This window comes from Amphritea sp. HPY (genome assembly GCF_050870985.1).
GTDB lineage: Bacteria > Pseudomonadota > Gammaproteobacteria > Pseudomonadales > Balneatricaceae > Amphritea.
Genome location: NZ_CP194015.1, coordinates 2,883,714 through 2,904,168 on the forward strand (window position 1 = coordinate 2,883,714; position 20,455 = coordinate 2,904,168).

Annotated in this window: 17 protein-coding genes; 5 read left to right on the forward strand and 12 right to left on the reverse strand. The window is 50.2% G+C overall.

All coding sequences use genetic code 11. The features are described from left to right. Nucleotide 1 precedes the first annotated feature (1 nt). From choV to ACQUQM_RS12770, 3 genes are all read left to right on the forward strand, one after another. Nucleotides 2-1,195, forward strand: coding sequence for a choline ABC transporter ATP-binding protein (choV, locus tag ACQUQM_RS12760; RefSeq protein WP_432470263.1), 1,194 nt, complete (start codon nucleotides 2-4; stop codon nucleotides 1,193-1,195). Nucleotides 1,196-1,454: 259 nt separating this feature from the next. Further along, a complete protein-coding gene (locus ACQUQM_RS12765) occupies nucleotides 1,455-2,588 on the forward strand; it encodes a BCCT family transporter (RefSeq protein ID WP_432470264.1) in 1,134 nt (377 codons plus the stop codon). Nucleotides 2,589-2,712: 124 nt separating this feature from the next. Continuing rightward, a complete protein-coding gene (locus tag ACQUQM_RS12770) occupies nucleotides 2,713-3,435 on the forward strand; it encodes a TorF family putative porin (protein ID WP_432470265.1) in 723 nt (240 codons plus the stop codon). Nucleotides 3,436-3,542: 107 nt separating this feature from the next. Here the strand turns inward: ACQUQM_RS12770 and betI are convergent, their stop codons facing one another. From betI to ACQUQM_RS12790, 4 genes are all read right to left on the reverse strand, one after another. Then, nucleotides 3,543-4,160, reverse strand: a complete 618-nt coding sequence (gene betI, locus ACQUQM_RS12775; RefSeq protein WP_432470266.1) for a transcriptional regulator BetI — start codon at nucleotides 4,158-4,160, stop codon at nucleotides 3,543-3,545. Between the two features lie 209 nt (nucleotides 4,161-4,369). After that, nucleotides 4,370-5,698: an outer membrane beta-barrel protein gene (locus tag ACQUQM_RS12780; RefSeq protein ID WP_432470267.1), complete on the reverse strand. Its 1,329-nt coding sequence runs from the start codon at nucleotides 5,696-5,698 to the stop codon at nucleotides 4,370-4,372. A gap of 256 nt (nucleotides 5,699-5,954) precedes the next feature. After that, on the reverse strand, nucleotides 5,955-6,866 hold the full coding sequence (gene metA, locus ACQUQM_RS12785) for a homoserine O-succinyltransferase MetA (protein WP_432470268.1): 912 nt from the start codon (nucleotides 6,864-6,866) through the stop codon (nucleotides 5,955-5,957). Between the two features lie 109 nt (nucleotides 6,867-6,975). Next, nucleotides 6,976-8,091 carry a GlxA family transcriptional regulator gene (locus ACQUQM_RS12790; protein ID WP_432470269.1) on the reverse strand — a complete coding sequence of 372 codons (1,116 nt, stop codon included), beginning with the start codon at nucleotides 8,089-8,091 and terminating at the stop codon, nucleotides 6,976-6,978. Between the two features lie 224 nt (nucleotides 8,092-8,315). Here ACQUQM_RS12790 and ACQUQM_RS12795 point away from each other — a divergent pair, with 224 nt between their 5' ends. Continuing rightward, entirely contained in the window at nucleotides 8,316-9,236 is a 921-nt protein-coding gene (locus ACQUQM_RS12795; protein ID WP_432470270.1) for a LysR substrate-binding domain-containing protein, read from the forward strand. Here the strand turns inward: ACQUQM_RS12795 and ACQUQM_RS12800 are convergent. The 7 genes from ACQUQM_RS12800 to ACQUQM_RS12830 form a co-directional block, all read right to left on the reverse strand. Continuing rightward, complete coding sequence (locus ACQUQM_RS12800) at nucleotides 9,186-10,445, reverse strand: MFS transporter (RefSeq protein ID WP_432470271.1); 1,260 nt, start codon at nucleotides 10,443-10,445, stop codon at nucleotides 9,186-9,188. The two genes, ACQUQM_RS12795 and ACQUQM_RS12800, sit on opposite strands and share 51 nt — an antisense overlap. A gap of 40 nt (nucleotides 10,446-10,485) precedes the next feature. Further along, complete coding sequence (locus ACQUQM_RS12805) at nucleotides 10,486-11,031, reverse strand: ACT domain-containing protein (RefSeq protein WP_432470273.1); 546 nt, start codon at nucleotides 11,029-11,031, stop codon at nucleotides 10,486-10,488. A gap of 108 nt (nucleotides 11,032-11,139) precedes the next feature. Next, the gene (locus tag ACQUQM_RS12810) at nucleotides 11,140-12,435 is read right to left on the reverse strand and encodes a TRAP transporter large permease (RefSeq protein ID WP_432470274.1); all 1,296 of its coding nucleotides are present in this window, start codon (nucleotides 12,433-12,435) and stop codon (nucleotides 11,140-11,142) included. A 116-nt stretch (nucleotides 12,436-12,551) separates the two neighbouring features. Then, a complete protein-coding gene (locus ACQUQM_RS12815) occupies nucleotides 12,552-13,136 on the reverse strand; it encodes a TRAP transporter small permease (protein WP_432470275.1) in 585 nt (194 codons plus the stop codon). Nucleotides 13,137-13,214: 78 nt separating this feature from the next. Continuing rightward, a complete protein-coding gene (gene dctP, locus ACQUQM_RS12820) occupies nucleotides 13,215-14,240 on the reverse strand; it encodes a TRAP transporter substrate-binding protein DctP (RefSeq protein ID WP_432470276.1) in 1,026 nt (341 codons plus the stop codon). A 163-nt stretch (nucleotides 14,241-14,403) separates the two neighbouring features. Beyond that, nucleotides 14,404-15,615, reverse strand: coding sequence for a M24 family metallopeptidase (locus ACQUQM_RS12825; protein WP_432470277.1), 1,212 nt, complete (start codon nucleotides 15,613-15,615; stop codon nucleotides 14,404-14,406). 360 nt (nucleotides 15,616-15,975) lie between these two features. Next, nucleotides 15,976-17,007, reverse strand: a complete 1,032-nt coding sequence (locus tag ACQUQM_RS12830; protein WP_432470278.1) for a YeiH family protein — start codon at nucleotides 17,005-17,007, stop codon at nucleotides 15,976-15,978. A 369-nt stretch (nucleotides 17,008-17,376) separates the two neighbouring features. Here ACQUQM_RS12830 and thiC point away from each other — a divergent pair, with 369 nt between their 5' ends. Beyond that, nucleotides 17,377-19,257: a phosphomethylpyrimidine synthase ThiC gene (thiC, locus tag ACQUQM_RS12835; protein WP_432470279.1), complete on the forward strand. Its 1,881-nt coding sequence runs from the start codon at nucleotides 17,377-17,379 to the stop codon at nucleotides 19,255-19,257. 341 nt (nucleotides 19,258-19,598) lie between these two features. Here the strand turns inward: thiC and ACQUQM_RS12840 are convergent, their stop codons facing one another. After that, nucleotides 19,599-20,429 (reverse strand): dienelactone hydrolase family protein, encoded by an 831-nt coding sequence (locus ACQUQM_RS12840; protein WP_432470280.1) that lies wholly within the window; start codon nucleotides 20,427-20,429, stop codon nucleotides 19,599-19,601. Nucleotides 20,430-20,455: the final 26 nt, after the last annotated feature.

Sequence of the window (20,455 nt, forward strand, 5' to 3'; positions counted from 1 at the left end):
TATGTCAGCAATCAGCATCCGTAATCTGGACGTAATTTTTGGCAATCAGATGATGATGAGCCTGAATCTACTGGACAAGGGAAAAACGCGCCAGGAAATAATCGAGAGCACTGGTGATGTCGTCGGCGTACAAAACGCCAACATTGAGGTCAAGCAGGGTGAAATCTGCGTTTTGATGGGACTATCAGGCTCGGGCAAATCCAGTCTGTTGCGTGCGGTTAACGGTTTAAACAAGATCAGTCGCGGTCAGCTGCTGGTGCAAGACGGTGATCAGATGGTGGATATCGCCAGCTGTGATGCCACAACCCTGCGCCATATGCGCACCCACCGCATCTCCATGGTGTTTCAGAAGTTTGCCCTGATGCCCTGGCAGACCGTTCTGGATAACGTCGCGTTCGGCCTTGAAATGCAAGGCATGGGCAAGCAGGAACGTCGCGCTAAAGCGATGGAAAAGTTAGAAATGGTAGGACTGGCGGAATGGAGCGGTAAGTACCCTCACGAACTTTCCGGCGGTATGCAACAACGAGTTGGTCTAGCCAGGGCCTTCGCCATGGACAGCGACATTTTGCTCATGGATGAGCCTTTTTCTGCCCTGGACCCGCTGATCAGAAGTCAGCTGCAGGATGAACTGATTGAGCTGCAGCAGCGGCTCAACAAAACCATCCTGTTTGTCAGCCACGACCTGGATGAAGCACTGAAGATCGGTACGAACATCGCGATCATGGAATCAGCCCGCATCATCCAGCACGGTAAACCCGAGGAGATAGTACTTAACCCAAGCAATGCCTACGTCGAAGATTTCGTCGCCCATACCAACCCATTGAATGTGTTGCGTGGTCGATCGTTGATGACTGATGCGACAACGTTGGAACGACTCGACGACATGCTGGTGCTTAACAGTAATGACAACACCTGTATCAGCACCGATCACTTTGGACAGGTGGTGTCGGCCAGCCGTCAGGGACAAACTCTGGCATTGCATGAATGGCAGGAAGGCCAGGATATCAGCCGGCTGCCCGAAGATGCCCTGGTGATGACAACCCCGGATATATCGATGCGTCAGGCCATTGAGATTCGCTACCGTACCGGTCAGCCGGTACTGCTTAACGAACAAAATAGCCTGGTTGGCATTCTGTCCGACAAAGATTTTTACCATGCCCTGCTGGGTAAGCACTTTACCGCCAGCGCCGCATGACAAGGCTATGACAGAAAGAGAACCTGTTCACTGGTAGAATGGAGTGAGTTGTCTGAACTCCCGGCACGGTTAACCTACCGTACCGGGATGACAGCAGCCAGTGACAATGGATTGAAGAGACAGCCGCACTCCACGCACAGTCTCTACAACTTTCTGAAAAATAAGCTCTGAAACACAAGTTCTATGCCAGACGATTTTTAGAAAAAATCAGGCCTGCCAGACAGGCCGGTAATATTATAAAAATAAGGAACCATTGCTCATGACTACCATACTCACGGTCGCCATCCTGGTGACACTGCTGACTTCGGCGTACATCGTCGTTCGGGCAGGTAATATTAACTGTAAAGGCGCGATGCCAAGCTCATTGTTTGCATTTATCGCGATACTGTTCACCTCGGGTCTCGATGTCGGTCTGATCATGTTCCCACTGACCGAGTTCCCGACCTATGCCGCCGAAGAGGTTTACCAGTTCACCAACCCACTGGCGATAGAGTTTGGCTTCTGGGGCTTTCTGGTATGGGGTTTCTATTTCCTGACCACCTTCTACTTCTGTGTCATCGAACCGAAAGTGAAGTTGTTTGAGATCCCTGTTATCAAACTGGTTAATAACATAGTTATCATTGGCACCTGTGCTTTCACCGGCTTCCTGTTCCTGAGCTACCTGCCAAGTTACGTCGAAGGCATCTCAGATCCGGTACGCTTTGGCCTGGTCGCTGTCGTAGTACTGATGGCAGTACTCTCCAGTACCGATGTCAGTTACGTAAAGATTCTAAGCATAGGTTCTACATGGTTGTTCTTTGGCCTGATCGCGCTGGTAATGTTCAGCACCAGTGGCTTAGGGTTTAGTGAGCTGTTTGGCACTATGGCTAGTATCGGTGGTTATTTCACCAATATTGATCAATTTACTCGTCCGATCTCTGACTATCACGAGTTCTATCTGTTCTGGTGGTTCAGCTGGAGCATCATGATCGGTCAGTTCGTGGCACGTTTTGTCGGCGGTATTAAAACCTGGCAACTGTGCATCGCCTTGCTGGTTATCCCATCAATTCCACTGGCGATCTGGTTCTCGGTCCTCTACTACAACTATGTTAATGCGATTGAGATGACTGAATTCCTGAAACTGGCGATGGTGTTTGTTGGTATTGTGTTTGTGATTAACTCTCTGGATTCCCTGATCCGCCTGTATACACAGAACCTTGCGCTGACACCTGAACGGTTCGGTAAAGCTAAGTACGTTCTGGGTAACTTCATCGCCATGTACGGCCTGATTCTGGCGTACCAGTTCACCCCGTTCGATATCGCCTGGGTAGGTCTGATCGTCATTGGTCTCTACGCCGCGATCTATCTGCTGCTACTCCAAAAGCGCAATCAGCTGGTTACGCAAACCGCCTGATCTGAAGCTCTACTTCTAGCACTTTTCTGGTCTCTGCCTGATTTATCAGGCGGCGGCCCCGTTACGCCCAAAATTCGGCAATTCGCTGGACAAGGGAACTGTTAATACCCTAAAAAAGAAAGGATTGACCATGCTTAAAAAAATAATATCAACCGCAGTAATGGCCTCTTCAGCAACCTTTGCTATGCAGGCTCAGGCTGATGTATCTGCGACCGTCACTCTGGTTTCTGACTACGTATATAACGGTGTCAGCTCCACCGATGGCGACCCGACTTTGCAGGGTAGCGTTGACTGGTATAACGATGCCGGTTTCTATGCCGGTGTCTGGGCTTCCGGTCTGGACGAAGCGACCTTCGCCAGTGCAGAAGTTGAAATCGATTACTATGCAGGTTACGCGGGTAGCCTCAACGACAGCCTGAGCTATGATGTCGGTTACGCATTTTATACCTACCCGGGTGCTAACGATGCCGGTGCCGAATCCGACTACGGTGAAGTCTACGGCGCGCTGACATTCAACGAAAACACCACTGCTAAAGTACTCTACTCAGACAACTATTTTGGCGATGTAGGCAACTCAGTAATTCTGGAACTAAGCCACACTATCGCTTTACCAGAGGACTTCAGCCTGACACTGTCAGCGTCTCAGACCACTCTGTTGGATGATAAAGCTGCGGATTACTTCGACATAGGTGAAGATTCCTACAATCACTGGGGCGTATCTGTCGCGAAAAGCTTAGCCGGTTTTGATTTTGCACTGGCCTACACCGACACCAATATCGATGAGACATACTGGGGTAATGATAGCGCCGATGCCCGTGCAGTATTGAGCGTCAGCCGTAGCTTCTGATCGATACTGATAGTTAGGTAATAATCAGCCCCTACCACCCCCTTCAGGTCAGGGGCTGATCTTTACAAAAAAACCGGCAAAAGCCGGTTTTTTTTACTTAATAGTCCTCATACCTGGGAGCTCTGATATCTCGCCAAAACATCCTCAGGCAGCTGCTGCTTCAGGTAATCCATAATTAAACTTTGCGCCAGATCGCTGTTAATCCCGGAGGGTGTCAACGCGCCCCGCAACCAGATTCCATCGATCAATGCAGCTATTCCCTGCGCCACAAAGAGCGCCCTTTCAGCGGGCAACACCCGTTTCAGCTCCAGCAACAGATGCGATAGCAAACGCTTTTCATTTACCCGTTGCAGGCGAAACAGGGATTCATCGTGCATCGCCAGAGACCAGAATGCCAGCCAGGTTTTTACCACTTTACTGTCCATCTGCTGAGAATCAAAATTACCGCCAACAATCGCCCTGATCCGCCCCACTACATCGTCAGGATCTACCTCTTTCAGGCGAACTTGTACTGCATCGGAAAGCTGGGCCAATACCGAACGCATAGTCGCTTCCAGCAAGCCGTTTTTACCACCGAAATAATGGTTGATGATCGCCGGAGAAACACCAGCATAACTGCTGATCATCGCGACGCTGGCTTTATGCAGGCCTACCGAATTGATCGCTTCCATTGTGGCGTTGATCAGCTGGGGTTTCCTGATCGCAGGCATACCTACTTTTGGCATTTAACAGGGTCCATAAAATTAAATACAGGTTTGATTTAAAGTGCCTTTCTGTCTGTTCGCTGTCAAGCCGGAAGCCGACCTGAAGGTTGGCAATTACGACTTCTGTACCAATAAAGTATTGGCTGATCACCAAAAGCGTCAGGAGGCACAAAAAAAAACCAGCATATAAGCTGGTTTTTCTACTTACTATCTGGCTTTTCAGTTAGCCCTTAGAAATAAACGATCAGATCCACCGACGCCAACCACTGAGAGTCTTTAGTGCCATTGGCAAAGGCATCCGGGCCATCACTCTTCTGCATGTCGTAGCGAAGCTCAGGGCGGATCCGTACGCCGTTAGCAGGCTGCCAGCTCATGTTAGTGGTCAGCGCGTAGAAGTCGCCGGTACTCCACTCAGAAGGCGCTTTACCTGCTGCTGCGCCAGTTAGCACCAGATTAGCGGCATCGTCAGCATTGAACCACTCCAGGCGTGAATTCCAGCTCAGGGCCGGGGTTACTTTGTGATACCAGTTCAGGTTGGCACCGTACCAGTAGGCATCCTGGCCGCCATTCAGCGCGGCTTTTTCCTGTTCACCATAACTCATCTCCAGCGCGACACGGTTATCACCGTTAAGCTGCTGCGCCAGAGTCAGGTAGGTCTGGTAACGGTCAGCTTTTTCACCCGGCGCCGTTGCAGTCGGGTAAGGTGAACCGCAGGCACAACCGGCGAAGCTATCGTTGGCACCGTTGCCATAGATATTCTCCCAGTCCAGCCAGGTCGCCATATTGGCTGAACGCCAGCGCAGGTTGGCTATCACATCCAGATCGTTGTTTTCATCCTGCCAGTTATTCCAACCCTGTACCGCACCAACCTCAAAGCCCCAGATATTCTGGCCCGGCTCTGACGGCAGCTTAAACGAGTACAACGCACCGGCATGCTTGGCTGGCCCCGCCATAAAGGAATAGGAATGGGTGTAAAACTCGGTCGGTGCCGGTGCCGGCCAGGCAAAGCCGATCTCATTTTCCAGCGGCGTATGGAACAGGCCCAGCATCAGGTTAGAACCACCCAGAACCGGAAAGTAGAATTCCAGGTATGCCTGGGTAAATGTGAAAGCCTCTTCATCATTATCGTTGATATCGTTAACGCCCAGGTCTTCATCCCAGCCATAGGCCTTGAAGAAATTAGAGTCGTTGCCGTAGATAGCCAAGATATTAAAACCCCAGTCCATAGCCTGGGGCATAGGTGCGGGTGTCGGCGTGGCCCGGCTGACAATATTGCTCTTCAGCGGTTTCTCAATCGTCAGCGCCAACTGATTCAGGTTAAAACCTTCATCGCTATTCAGAAAGCCCTGTTTCGCCACATCATCGGTACCGTTTGCATTAGCAATCAACCCTGCCTGCATCCAGCCGTGAACTAATACGCCATACTGTTCAAGTGAATCACCGATCACAGCCCGGGCCAGACGCCCCTGTGGGTTTTCAGTTTCTGCATAAGCGGAACCCGCAAGCATTCCAGAAAATATTCCGCTAACAGCAACCGCAGCTAACAAGGTCTTCTTCATATTATTTTTACCTACCTGTAGTCGAATGATGTTTCCGGTTTGTCAGCCTTCGGAGAAGCAACCGGACTTGATACTCCAAAAATGAAAATCACCATCAGAATGCATCGTATTAATGGCAAGCAGAATACAGCTAGTAGAGGCGTTATGTAACTGATCCTGAACAACTAAGACCAATTGACCAGGGCAGACTGAACGATACAGAAAAGAATCAGGCCGCAAAGGCGGCCTGAAATAGAAAACGAAAAAATTCAGTCGGTTACTTATTCAACTCATAAGGGGTGATCTGATACACGTAGTAGTTCAACCAGTTGGCAAACAGCAAACTTGCATGGCTGCGCCAGGTATTTCGTGGTTTATTATCCGGAAGATTTTCCGGAAAATAATTCACCGGAACCGTCGGTTCAATGCCGACATCCCGATCGCGCCAATACTCCTGGGCCAGGGTTTCCGCATCATACTCGGGGTGCCCGGTAACATAAACCTGCCGACGACAAGAACTCGCCATCAGGTAAGCCCCCGCCTCTTCCGAAGAAGCCAGCAAATGCAGATCGGTATGGTTAGTTATGAAGTTAACCGGGAACGCGGCGTTACGCGATTGCGGTACCAGAAACTGATCATCAAAACCTCTGATCAGCGGCTCATGTTGGGTCAGAATCTGATGTTTATAGACCCCGGACAACTTCTCATCCCGGGTCTGCTTAGGCAGATCAAACAGCACCTTCAATGCAGCCTGTACTGCCCAACACAGAAACATAGTCGATGTAACATGCTCCTGGGACCAGCGAATCACTTCCTGAATTTTATCCCAGTAAACGATATCTTCGAAATCAACTAAGCCAAGCGGTGCGCCGGTAATAATCATGCCATCGTAATTACAGTCTTTAACCTGCTCAAAGGAACGGTAAAAACTATTCAGATGCTGAGTCGGCGTATTCTTGCTCTCCCGCTGATCGATCCGCAGCAACTCAATATCAACCTGCAACGGGCTGTTAGACAGTAATCGGATCAACTGATTCTCAGTATCGATTTTCTTCGGCATGAGATTTAGAATCAGCAATTTCAGCGGTCTGACATTCTGATGCGCCGCCCGGGTATCTGTCATAACGAAGATATTCTCACCACTGAGAACATCAACGGCAGGCAACAGATCAGGGATTTTAATTGGCATAGCATCTCACCTCAGACGAACAGGACAAACGAACTGCCTAAGATAACATGACTTAGCACTAAATAAGACCTCTATAACGACAGAATCTGTAAAGTATTCCAACCGCTAATCAACTGAAATTCTGACGGTATTTATCCCGCACATGCGATGGCGAAACACCAAAGAAATCCTTGAAACAGTTACTGAAATGGCTGGAGGTTACAAAACCACAGGCCAAAGCGATATTGGTAACGCTGTCATTACTCTGTAACAGTAAACGACGGGCATGGGTAATACGCAGCTCCAGATAATAACGCGACGGTGATGTATCCAGATGGGTCTGAAATAACCGTTCGATCTGACGCCTTGAAATGCCGATACAGGCCACCAGCTCATCAATACTCAGCGGATCTTCAATATTGGCATTCATCAGCTGAATAATATCCCGCAGGTTATCCGGCATCGCAGGGTTATCGGTAATACCGGTAAGCTTATTACTGCCCTGCTCTGCTACCTGGTCGCAGCTGAGAATCTCCCGGACCGCCCGCATTATCTCCCGACCCTGTAACTGGTCAATCAGTTGCAGCATCATCTCCAGTGCACTGGCAGGGCCCGCACTGGTAATAATCTTCGGTTCCAGTTCCAGAGTGTTATCGGTCACCCTGACCTCAGTGAACCTTTCCCGCATAAAAGCATGATTATCAGGATGCAAAGCGCACTGCATATTATCCAGCAACCCTGCGTAAGCAAGCGAAATCGCCCCGTTCCAGATACCACCAACAACTGTTTTATTTTTGGCAGCAGCTTTCAGCAGCTCCGTCAGAGCTCTATCTTCTGCCATAGAACAACGAAAGCCACCGCAGACAATGATCACATCAAATTCACTGTGAACATGGCCGTAAAGGCTATCCAGGCCACCTTCGGTAGAGATCTCAATACCAAGATCACAGCTGACTTTGTCAGAATTGATGCCGTAAGTAGAAAAGTTAAACAGTGGTGCTGTTTGTACCAGATTGGCGGTTACCAGTGCATCCACTGCCGCAGTGAAAGACATCATGGAAAAGTGTTCAGGCAAGATAAAACCGACCCGGATGGCTTTCGCACTATCTCTGCTTGCGGGCAAAAAAGCCCGGTTTGTATCGCGCATCAGGTGGCTGAAAGTGCGCTTGCCTTCCATTTGCAAAGGTCTGACGTGATCTGGCAAAACTTTTCTGGCGTCATAAGTATGATCAATGTGCTTAAGCATTATTATTATTCTCCTGACCGGGCATCCACGGGATTGGATAACGAGTATTACCTGGCAGTTAGCGGTATATAGATTGGCAACCGTTGCACAGATATAACGATGCTAAAAATCTGAGAGCCATTAGTCCAACTAATAGTTTTAATGATGTCATTTGCATTGCTTATACTTCAGAGGTACCTTTAACTATGTGTTCCGATACAACAATAAAATACCGGCCTGTCGCGATGAAAAATATTCCCATGGATCTGCTGCGCACCTTCACCACCATTAACGATCTGGGCGGCTTTACTCCGGCCGGAGATCTGCTCGGCCGCTCCCAACCGGCGATCAGCCTGCAGGTAAAACGGCTGGAAGAGTTACTGGATGTTCAGCTGTTCAACAGGGTTGGTGGCCTGCAGCTAACGGAGGAAGGACGGGTTCTGTACAGTTCGGCGCGCAAAATACTGGAGATGAACGATACGGTGGTGTCACGCCTGTCGACACCCTCCGTTAGTGGTTCTGTGCGACTGGGCACGCCTAATGACTTCGAAGTTTCTTTCCTGCCGGTATTACTGTCTAAGTTTTCCCGTGCCTACCCCGATGTCACCCTGGATGTGACCTCAGATGTCAGTATCAACCTGCGTGATGGCTATAAGAAGGGTTCCTATGATCTGGTCATGACGATGGATGAGTATCCGGAACACGGTTTTGCCGAAGAGGACTATATCGTTGAAACACTCTCCTGGATCGCCGATCCGGGGTTTAACCTGAACAACAGCCAGCCCGTCCCTCTGGTGCTTTATCCGCAAGGATGCATCTACCGTAAACACATCACCGATGCGCTGAACAAAGCCAATATCCCCTGGCGGGTACTTTACTGTTCATCCAGTTTGCTGGGAATTCAATCGGCCATAAAAGCCGGCCTGGGAATCAGCGCCCTGGTGCTGAACACCATTCCCGATACTTTTCAGGCAGAGAAAACCTATAGTGACTTGCCGGAGCTGGGCAAGGTGACCATCGGATTCAACTACGACCAGAATAATTTATCGCCCGCTGCGGCTCTGCTTCTGGACTTCCTCCGCCGCGGCCTGAAACAGAGCCAGAGCTATCCGGCATCACTTAAGATCCCCCAGGATTCCGGAAATAGCCTCCTCACGGTTCGTTGACACAACAGATACCGGCTGATCGGCTCTACCCTGCCGACTACTGAAGCAGTAGATAAGAATAGCGATAACCATCATTATCGATAACGTAACAAACAATATCCGGTATTGGTTCGCCGTAGAGAACTGCTCAGCTATTGCCCATTCCAGCAACCAACCACTCCCTGCCTGAACCAGCGCAACACCGATGAAGCTGGCAGCGGTCAGCACCGCCATACCCCGCCCCAGATACTGCGATGACAGAAATGTTCTGGAGTGAGACATCAATAAGGGATAATTAAAGCCAAACAGACCCAGCATGATAAATGCCAGCATCGCGAGATAAGCACTTTCTGCAGGATAGACCGTCAATAAAACAAGCGGAAACATCGCCAGCACAGAGCTGACGATAACAACGGCTTTAGTATATTGAAATCTGCGATCCAACATGCCCAGCATAAAAGTGCCGAGAGCCATGGCAACCGACATCGCCATCAGAATAAGCCCCCGTTCTGCCGCATCAGAACCAAACAGATCCGCCAGATATGGGCCGCTCCATACTCCGCGAATCGCCATCAGCACTGCATAGCTAACCAGAAACATCGGTAGCAACGGCCATAACGAGCGAACCCTGAGAATCCGCGCCATCCCCTGCAGCATATGCCTCAAAGTTTCATGATTTGCCGGAGGTTTATCACTGTTCAAACCGAACAGACAAAGTAACGCTATCAAAGCTGTAATCAGTGCCACCAGCCGCAACGAACCGCGCCAGCCAAATTCATCAGCCAGCATCGCCAATGGAGTAGTTCCCAGCAGGTCTCCGACACTGCCAATAGCGATCACCAGCGCAGTAATATAAGCAAAACGAAGGGGATCAAAACGACGACCGATAAACAACATTGTGCCGGTAAAGATTGGTGCACAACCGATACCTAACAGCACCTGTGCCAATATCGCCGGACAGTAACTATCAGCCACACTGAACAGCAGGGTTCCGCAAACGGCAAGCCATAAAAATCCAGCTATTGTAAGGCGCCCGCCAAACCGGTCCAGCAAGATACCACTGGGTATCTGAGCGATAGCAAAGCTGATAAAAAAGCTCGACGCCAGTAACCCTAGCATGCTCTCATCCAGCACTAACTCTGCTGAAATTTCAGGCGCAATAACCGCCAGCATCCCGCGATAAAACAAACTGATCGAATAGGCAGCACATAGAACGGCTAACTCACCCATAACACGATCTCTTCAGACTGTTTCTTTAAATTTGCTTCGACTAGCTGGCCAATACAACCTCGTGCTCGGTAATGCTGATGCGGATATTCAGCCCTGGCGAAAGGCGATGTAACGCCTGTAACAGATCAGGTTCGGATATCGGATGGGCCAATACTGCCCGAATTGTTGAGCTGAACTGCGACTCGCCAACCGATGTCTGACCAACGTAATGCTGATTCAACTGCTCTATCTGAGCACCATGGCACTCAAGAATTGTCCGGATATCATGATCAATACCGAAACGATACTGGCCCTGTATTTCCAACAGCAGTTCCAATATCTGGTGGCTGCCAGCACCCGCCTCTGCACTGATCTCCTGTACCGAAACAACCTCCAGCCCATTAACTGTGTATTCGGCAAACATCTTTCTGGCAAACGACACGTGAGTGGCCGGCAAACAAACTTTGAACATAGCAGTAACCTGCCCCGCCATCACTGTCTGTTGCTTATCCAGAAATACCCCTTCCATCAGGGCGATGGTTTCACAGAACTTATGTAGCAGCTCAGGCTGATCCTTTCCCGCCACAGTTATTAACCAGGTCACCATAAAAACTCTCCGAGTAAAACATGCTGCAGAGTTGACTTAATCACTGCATATTTTAAAAACGTGAATACCGATATCAGCAGCAACTGATATCGGTAGTAGAGGAATTGATCAGTCCAGCAAGCTTGGCAGCCACAGACTAAGTTCAGGTATGAAAGTAACCACAAATACCATTGGCAGATGCCCCAGCAACAGGAACTTCATGGTTGGCCCGATATATTTATCCAGCGATAGCTTGGTCACCCCGCCGGCCATGTAGAGTAATGGCGCACAAGGCGGTGAAATATTACCCAGACCGAGGTTTGTACCCACGATGGCGGCAAAATGAATCGGATCAATGCCTATCTTCTGCACCACCGGCATCAGAATTATCGCTGCCAGTACTCCGCCGGAAACATCATCAACGATCATCCCCATCAGCAATAACAGCATATTGATGATCAATAGCAGGATAATTTTATTATCCGAGATACTCAGTAGCAGTTCGGCAAACTGATTCGGTATCTGCGCCAGAATCATGCCCCGGCTGAGAATAAACAGGAAGAACAGCACCATGATCACCGAACCGGTTAAGATGGCGGCATCTTTACTCGACTCAAACAGGTTACGTATCGTCATCGTGCGGTAGATTACAAAACCGACTAACAGGGTATATACCAGGGCAACAGCCCCCGCTTCCGTCGGAGTTGCGATACCGCTGTAGATTCCGCCCAGGATAATGAACGGCATGATGATCGCCAGGGAAGCTCGCTTTCCTGCACCCCAGATCTCCCGCCCTACACCACGCAGCGGCAGCTTAGGTGAAACCTTTATGGTGTTGTTGTTACGCAGGAACCAGAAGTTCAGCGCACAGTACACCAGCGCCAGTAAAATGCCCGGTAACATAGTTGCAAGAAATACTTTTGCCACCGACTGCCGGGTTGCAATCGCGAACACGATCATTGGGATACTTGGCGGTATCATCAGTGCCAGCACCGACGATACTGCAACCAATGCGGTCGCGTGTCCCTCTGGATAACCTTCCTTGATCATCCGCGGCACCATGATCTTGCCGATCGCGGCAATTGCGGCTGAAGCGCTGCCTGAGATTGCGCCAAACATGGCACAGCTGAGCACGGTTACCGCACCCAGACCACCTTTAGTCCGGCCCACAAAAGCATTCACAAAATCCAGTAAGCGCTCCGATATACCACCGGTACCCATCAGGGTTCCGGCCTGCACGAACAGTGGCAGTGCCAACAGTGAGAACGCCCCTATCTGTGAATAGCCATAACCGGCATGGAAAGAGATATCGGTCCCGCTCTGTATACCATAAAACAACGCGCCGAGACCGAAAGAAAAACCTACTGGTACTTCAAGCAGCAGCAGAACAACGACAATCGCAATAGTCAGGAAGAATATTGTCATGGCCACACCTTTTTACTTATTATTTTTCTATGAGCACTATTTTCAATGAGTAATGATTATTACCCGGGAACTATTTACTCAGCGCTTATTAATCCGTACTTCTATTCAGAACTAACTCAAGAGCTATCCGAACCATTTTTCAGGTCCCGGACTTCAGCGATAATTTGCAGGCAGTAATAGAACGCCATCAGTGCAAAACCGGTGACCATGCTGAAATCCCAAAGATACTTAGGCCAGCGCATATAGATGCTTTTTCGATGCAGATCCAGGTTGAACTGGGCAAACTTCAGTGCAAAATAGCCAAACACACATACCGCCAGTAAACAGGCACAACTACCCGCCAGACGGATCGCTTGTATCAGCGTGCGGTTTTTAAAGATCAGGGCGATAATGCCGCCGGAAATATGATCCTGATCCCGGGTGGCGTAGATCATGCCCAGAAAATAGGCCCACAGCGCCAGCATTGGTGCCAGTTCTTCAATTCCCAGAAAAGGAGATTCCAGGCCATAGCGCATCACAACCTGTGCCGCCATCAATAAACCAAGTGCTATTGTCGAAAGTACCATCGCTACGGCAATCACTTGTGCCAGGCGGGCTTCAAGCCGGTAGAACAGGCTTTGTCTGGCTTTGGCATCCCCCGGTACTGCTTTGACGTAAGCCGGTCCGACCATTTCATCCGGATGGGTATACTCGATACTCATAATTAAGCTCCGTTGATTGCTCTTACAGAAAGAGCCTGCATAACGCAGTTCGCAGGCTCTCCAGAACTACCCCGGGTATTACAGACCGGCGGTTTGTTTCAGGTCAGACATGATCTTCTTACCCAGCAGGCCTTCCATGATCGGCCATTCGACCTCCATTACAGTCTGCTTGTAAGCTGCAGCCTGGGCAGGATCCTGCTCCAGCACTTCGATACCAGCAGCCTGAATCTTATCCAACCAGCCCTGGCTGAACTCTTCAGCGTTATCCCACGCCCACTTGGTGGCATAGTCGGCAGCTTCATGAACCCAGGCGCGTTCCTGATCGCTCAGGCCAGCCAACCAGCTCTTGCTTGCAATCCAGAAAGTTGGTTCGAAAGATTCACGGGTATACACGTAAGCACGCAGAACATCGCGGAACATCAGCACTTCATAGGGAGGAGAGAATGCACGGCCGTCGATCGCGCCTGTCTGCAGTGCGGTATGCACCTCAGAGAATGCCATCGGCACTACGGAGAAACCCAGCGCGCTGTAACGGTCGATCGCCATCGGATAGTTAGGCACGCGGATCTTAAAGCCTTTAGCATCCTGAGGAATCTTGACCGGAATATCGACGCCTTTACGCACCACATAACCTGTGAAATCGGTTGGCAGTGTACCCAGCAGTTCAACATTCAGTCCGTCATAGATCTCAGCGAACAGGTTATCCATCTGACTACCCGGACCGTACACCTTAGTTGCACTTTCCCAGTCATCAGCAACATAACCCAGATTCGCAATATCAAGACGCGGATCCAGCTCTGAATTGGACCAGGCCATAGTCATTGGCAGAGCGCCCTGCATCACCTGTTCGGTAATGGTAGACCAGTCACCCAGATCGCCACCCGGATGATATTCAATATTTACAGTGCCACCTGACAACTCATCCAGCTTACTGATGAACTGTTCAGATACACTGTTAAAAATATGATCTGTCGGCATCACGTGCGCCAGAATATGGCCACCTTCTGCAGCCTGCAACTGGGCAGGGAGTGTCAGAGTTAAAGCACTTGCGGAGAGGGCTGCTGCGGCGAGCACCCCGGTAAACTTTTTGCTTAATCGGGTCATTTGACCACCTCTATTATTTTTATTAGTGGAACAGGATCTAGCATTGTCTGCTATAACAGCAGAGCATTCCCTGCCCTAATCTATGTGCTGCAGACAGGGGCAGGTTATATCCGCACTGCTAAGCAACAGGGTTACTTAGCGGTGCAGTTAACTGGCTCAGTTATCAGGATTTAACGATGTTGTGCTCAGGGCCGAATGGGAACTTAGTGATGTTTTCAACACTGTCCTCACCCACTACCAGGATATCGTGCTCGCGGTAACCACCGGCGCCAGCCAGACCTTCCGGCAGCATCAGCATTGGCTCCATAGACACCACCATGCCCGGCTCGATTACTGTGTCGACATCTTCACGCAGCTCCAGACCTGCTTCACGGCCGTAGTAGTGGCTCAGCGTGCCGAAAGAGTGGCCGTAGCCGAAGGTGCGGTACTGCAACACATCATGCTGCAGGAATATTTCGTTCAGCTCTGCGGCGATATCGCTGCAGCGGGCACCCGGGCGGATCAGCTCCAGACCGCGGCGATGCACTTTACAGTTGATCTCCCACAGCTCCAGGTGACGATCTGATGCGAACTCACTGAACAGAGTACGTTCCAGTGCGGTGTAGTAACCGGCAATCATCGGGAAGGTATTCAGGCTCAGGATATCACCCGCCTCAACCTTACGGCTGGTCACCGGGTTATGTGCACCATCGGTATTAATACCGGACTGGAACCAGACCCAGGTATCCATCAGCTCACCATGGGGGTAAGTCTTGGCAATCTCACGTACCATCGCCTGTACACCCGCCAGCGCAACCTCATACTCAGGTACGCCAACCGCAATCGCGTCACGGATCGCAGCACCACCCACATCAGCAACCCGCGCGCCATTCTTGATCACAGCTATCTCTTCCGCTGACTTGATCATGCGCATCTTCATGGTCGGCACACCGATATCCGCGAAGTCTGAAGAAGGGAAAGCTGCTTTCATCTTTTCCAGGTTCTGCAGTGGCATATGATCGTATTCAACGCCGATTTTGCCACCATCTTTAACCAGGTTCTTCAGTGCGTAGAAAAAGTTATCTTTCTGCCAGTCGGTATATACAACGTTGTCGCCCAACTGGTTACGACGGTACGGCTGGCCGCCATCGATGTTCGCAGTCACAGTAGTATAAGAATCAGCTGTTACCACCAGGCCGTAGTCGCGGCCAAAGCGACAGTAAACGAAATCGCTGTAGTAGTTGATGTTGTGGTAAGAAGTAAACAACACTGCCTGCAGGTCGTTTTCAGCCATATAGCGGCGCAGCTTTTCCAGACGGCCGTTAAGCTCCTCTTTGGAAAATGTTGGCTGCACCTTTTCGCCGTTTGGAATCGACAAAGTGTGTGGCATCTGCATGTTTGGAATCCTCTTATTTTTCTAATTTTTACGTATGACCTTTGGCACTTTTGCAGGTCCGGACGTTACACAAGCAAGCTGGTTAGCTGCTGAAAATCAGATTAGCTGGAGACTCGACATAACAGAAATCAATAGTTCTAATAAGATCATTTGCGACGCAAATGACTCATTTGAACCCCATAAACGACGGGGGACTGAGAAAAATTCAGGAAAATAAAAGCGGTTGAAGAAACTGGAAAAACATACTTGATAAGGCCTGACATGAGGATTTCAGGCAGTAAAAAACCCGGTACCTGAAACAGGTTACCGGGCTATGGAATAGACTAAAGTGCATGCGAATTGAGAGTTAGTACCACACAGTTAGCGCGCCATGAATAACCAGATCGCAACCAGCGCAGCCAGGAATACTGTTTCAGCAACCATCAGCGCTATTGGCCGCCAGCCCATTTCAGAAAGCTCCTTGAAAGAGGCCTTCATGCCCAGCCCTACCATGGCGATAATCAGGCACCAGCGGGACAGTTCGGTCATACCATCTAATACCAGCTGAGGGATATAACCGGTGCTGTTGATCGCGACGATCACCACAAACGCGATCAGAAAGCCCGGCAACGGCAGCGATGACCCACCCTGCGATTTTGCTTTACCCTTTTTCGCAAACAGCAGGGAGATGACGATAACCACCGGTACCAGTGCCGCGACCCGCAGCAACTTAGTAAAAGTCGCAACATCACCGACATCGTCAGACATCATATAACCTGCACCAACCACCTGGGCGACATCATGGATCGTCGCGCCGAGAAATATGCCACTCTCAGCTTCGCTCAGGTTCAGTCCGGTCACTATCAGTGGATAAGCGATCATCGCTACGGTACTCAGCGCTGTCACGCTGATCACCGTAAAGATCAGATTCTTCTCTGATTCTTTGTCTTCCGGTAACACTGCAGAAACAGCCAGAGCCGCAGATGCACCACAGATACCGACAGATGCGCCGGAGAGAACACTCTGGGACTTGCTTAGCTTCAGCCACTGACCACAGAAGTAGCCAAACAGAATGGTTGCCGGCACACCCGCCAGGACAATAGCGATGGGCGTGAAGCCTAATCCCAGTAACTGTTCAAAGGTAATACGGGCACCGAGCAATGCGATACCAAAACGCAGTACTGACTTCGCAGCAAACTGAATACCGGCTATGCAGCGGCCTTCCTGAGACAAGTAGTTTAGCGACATGCCCATTAGCAACGCATAGAGAATAGTCGGGCCGCCATAGTGCTCAGAGACAAACTTTGCCGCCATGCCTACCACCAGGCACAATATAAAGCCCGGCATCATTTCAGACAGCCACTGCTTACCGGCACCATTAGTAAAAGGTAGCTGTTTAGGTATGCCGGTCATAGATATCTCCTTAACGACACGATAAATCAGGCAATCTGATCCGGTCTTAGTTCTGGCCCTTTAGTATAAGAATGCTATAACAAACCGGTAGATACAGAGCAGAGGCACAAGTGGGGCCAGCCAGATAGCCTCTTCACTGCTTGCGATAATACAGAGTTTACTGGCCCTGAGTCGCATCCATTTCTGGCACTAATCAGGGCATCTGTTCTATCGCTATAGTTATCCGCAATATTCCCTGATTCGACTGCCTTTTGTTGATGAGCAAGGTTACATCTACGTTATTACTAATTTATAACGACAGGCGATCAGACGTATCAATAATAGTGAACGAAGAATAAAGATAGAAAACAATAATAAGGTGGTAGTTCTATGTCAGATAACAATACCGTGCTGAGTCGCAGCGCACAGGTTGACGAAGCATCCGTTCAGCCGTTCCCTAACTCGCGCAAGGTTTACATCGAAGGTTCCCGTGCTGACATTCAGGTACCGATGCGCGAGATCTCACTGGACGATACCCCGACCGATATGGGCGGCGAAAAGAATGAGCCGCTGTATGTTTACGACACTTCCGGCCCGTATACTGATCCGAAAGCCGAGATCGATGTCCGTAAAGGCCTTGAAACATTGCGTGCTGGCTGGATTGACGAGCGTAATGATACTGAGCAACTGGATGGTCTGAGTTCCGAATACGGCCGTGGCCGCGAGCAGGATCTGCGTCTGGACCACCTGCGTTTTGAGCTGACACGAAAGCCACTGCGCGCCAAAGAAGGCGCTAACGTTTCCCAGCTGCATTATGCCCGTAAAGGCATCATCACGCCGGAGATGGAATACATCGCTATCCGCGAGAACATGAAGCTGGCCAAAGCCGGCGCCGAAGGTCAGATGGTTGATCAGCAGCATCCGGGCCATAGCTTCGGCGCCCAGCTGCCGGAACAGATCACCCCTGAGTTTGTCCGTAAAGAGGTGGCTGAAGGTCGTGCCATTATTCCGGCCAACATCAACCATCCGGAAGTCGAGCCGATGATCATCGGTCGTAACTTCCTGGTCAAGATCAACGGTAACATCGGTAACTCGGCGCTGAGTTCTTCCATCGAGGAAGAAGTGGAGAAGATGACCTGGGGTATCCGCTGGGGTTCCGATACCATCATGGACCTGTCTACCGGTAAGAACATTCATGAAACCCGCGAATGGATCCTGCGTAACTCGCCGGTACCGATCGGTACTGTACCTATCTACCAGGCGCTGGAAAAAGTCAGCGGCGTGGCCGAAGACCTGACCTGGGAAGTGTTCCGCGACACCCTGATCGAACAGGCTGAGCAAGGGGTGGATTACTTCACTATTCATGCCGGTGTACTGCTGCGCTACGTACCGATGACCGCCAAGCGGATGACCGGTATCGTCTCCCGCGGTGGTTCTATCATGGCGAAGTGGTGTCTGGCGCACCACGAAGAGAACTTCCTCTACACCCACTTCGAAGAGATCTGTGAGATCTGCAAGGCCTATGACGTATCCTTCTCATTAGGCGACGGCTTGCGTCCGGGCTCGGTTTACGATGCTAACGACGAAGCGCAGTTCTCCGAACTGGAAACCTTAGGTGAGCTGACCAAGATCGCCTGGAAGCACGACGTACAGGTGATGATCGAGGGCCCTGGCCACGTGCCGATGCACATGATCAAAGAGAACATGGACAAGCAGCTGACCGAGTGCCACGAAGCACCGTTCTACACGCTTGGACCACTGACTACCGATATCGCACCGGGCTATGACCATATCACTTCCGGTATCGGTGCGGCGATGATCGGCTGGTACGGTTGCGCCATGCTTTGTTATGTCACGCCGAAAGAGCACCTTGGCCTGCCAAACAAAGATGACGTGAAGACCGGCATCATCACCTACAAGATCGCTGCCCATGCGGCCGACCTGGCGAAAGGCCATCCGGGTGCCCAGATTCGTGATAACGCGATGTCCAAGGCGCGCTTCGAGTTCCGTTGGGAAGATCAGTTCAACATCGGTCTGGACCCGGATACTGCCCGTACGTTCCACGATGAGACCCTGCCGAAAGAGTCCGCCAAAGTCGCGCACTTCTGCTCCATGTGCGGCCCGAAATTCTGCTCGATGAAGATCTCGCAGGAAGTACGTAACCTGGATTCCAGCGAAGTCGCAGCGATTGAAGCGGCGGCGGATAAAGGGATGCAGGCAAAGTCGGAAGAGTTTAAAGAGACCGGCGCTGAGATTTATCACAAGATCTAAGCATAAGCTCTGATCATAAAACCCAGGCACAAGATCTAAGGACCGAAACAGCCGCCATCCCTTTTCCCTAAGAGAAAGTAGAGACGATAGCGGCTGTTAAGTCTCACCCCAGATCCACCATGGTGGGATGGCAATGGTTTACCAAACCAGATGCGTCCACTGCACCGTCCTGAAAAACGATATGCTCATCCTCTTCAGGGCTGCCACTCCCACCCTTAGCCACTCTGGCCCGCACTGTCACGACGCACCAAATTAGCTTTGTTACCCTCAGCTATAACAGTCGTGATGGTGCTTTTTTTCCACATCCAGCGGCGATACCAGAGCAGCACCCCAGGCGAGAGCTAATCCAGATGGCGCTCTAAAAACGCTTTTGCAGCATCTATTGAATTTTCAGCAGCACCTTGATCGTAGGCTATTGTATAACCTTCATATATTACTGGTGGGATCATGCTTGAGTCGTCAAATCCATGATAGGCCTTATCAAATACCTTCAGTGATATATTATTCCTGTATCCACGATCCTGAGCATCTATATAGTCATAACATCTTTTTACAGGGGTCCAGTCATCCGCCTTACCTGACAGAATTAGCAAGGGCGATGCCGTTGTCTTAAGGCTGGAACTCTCACACCATGGATAATAAGAGACCACCGCCTGAATCGGCGCTTCTTTTGCCTGTTCAGGCAGGTAATCCTGAGCGACATAAAGAGCGCTCCATCCCCCGTGTGAAAACCCGATCATGGCAATTTTGTCAGGTCTGACAAAAGACTGTTTTCGAAGATATGCTGCTGCACCATAGATATCACAAGCACGCGTTTCGGGTGAGACCTGGTTAGGGCTTTCACAAACAGTAGATACATCTCTGGAAGAAAAGCTATCTACAATAATTGCGACATACCCCCAGTCATTCAGGCGTTGCGCCCAGATATGATGATTCGGTTCAACCCCAAAACAACCATGTGCAATTATTACAGCAGGAAATGGTCCGCCTCCTTCAGGCTTCGAAACAAGACCACGAATAGACGTTGAACCTTCCTCATTGACCGGCGCCGTGTCGAATGAAATCCAACCGGCAAAGACTTGTTCTGATACAACCATAATAAACAACAGAATGCCGACAATCACTGAAGAGTATTTGAAGCGACTCTTAACTGCTTTAATACAATAAAACATTAAGCCTCCCGTTCTGCATACCCCCC

Coding starts and splice junctions, on each gene's coding strand:
- choV (WP_432470263.1), top strand. CDS start 2: ATGTCAGCAATCAGCATCCGTAATCTGGACGTAATTTTTGGCAATCAG.
- ACQUQM_RS12765 (WP_432470264.1), top strand. CDS start 1,455: ATGACTACCATACTCACGGTCGCCATCCTGGTGACACTGCTGACTTCG.
- betI (WP_432470266.1), bottom strand. CDS start 4,160: ATGCCAAAAGTAGGTATGCCTGCGATCAGGAAACCCCAGCTGATCAAC.
- ACQUQM_RS12780 (WP_432470267.1), bottom strand. CDS start 5,698: ATGAAGAAGACCTTGTTAGCTGCGGTTGCTGTTAGCGGAATATTTTCT.
- metA (WP_432470268.1), bottom strand. CDS start 6,866: ATGCCAATTAAAATCCCTGATCTGTTGCCTGCCGTTGATGTTCTCAGT.
- ACQUQM_RS12790 (WP_432470269.1), bottom strand. CDS start 8,091: ATGCTTAAGCACATTGATCATACTTATGACGCCAGAAAAGTTTTGCCA.
- ACQUQM_RS12795 (WP_432470270.1), top strand. CDS start 8,316: ATGAAAAATATTCCCATGGATCTGCTGCGCACCTTCACCACCATTAAC.
- ACQUQM_RS12800 (WP_432470271.1), bottom strand. CDS start 10,445: ATGGGTGAGTTAGCCGTTCTATGTGCTGCCTATTCGATCAGTTTGTTT.
- ACQUQM_RS12805 (WP_432470273.1), bottom strand. CDS start 11,031: ATGGTGACCTGGTTAATAACTGTGGCGGGAAAGGATCAGCCTGAGCTG.
- ACQUQM_RS12810 (WP_432470274.1), bottom strand. CDS start 12,435: ATGACAATATTCTTCCTGACTATTGCGATTGTCGTTGTTCTGCTGCTG.
- ACQUQM_RS12815 (WP_432470275.1), bottom strand. CDS start 13,136: ATGAGTATCGAGTATACCCATCCGGATGAAATGGTCGGACCGGCTTAC.
- dctP (WP_432470276.1), bottom strand. CDS start 14,240: ATGACCCGATTAAGCAAAAAGTTTACCGGGGTGCTCGCCGCAGCAGCC.
- ACQUQM_RS12825 (WP_432470277.1), bottom strand. CDS start 15,615: ATGCAGATGCCACACACTTTGTCGATTCCAAACGGCGAAAAGGTGCAG.
- ACQUQM_RS12830 (WP_432470278.1), bottom strand. CDS start 17,007: ATGACCGGCATACCTAAACAGCTACCTTTTACTAATGGTGCCGGTAAG.
- thiC (WP_432470279.1), top strand. CDS start 17,377: ATGTCAGATAACAATACCGTGCTGAGTCGCAGCGCACAGGTTGACGAA.
- ACQUQM_RS12840 (WP_432470280.1), bottom strand. CDS start 20,429: ATGTTTTATTGTATTAAAGCAGTTAAGAGTCGCTTCAAATACTCTTCA.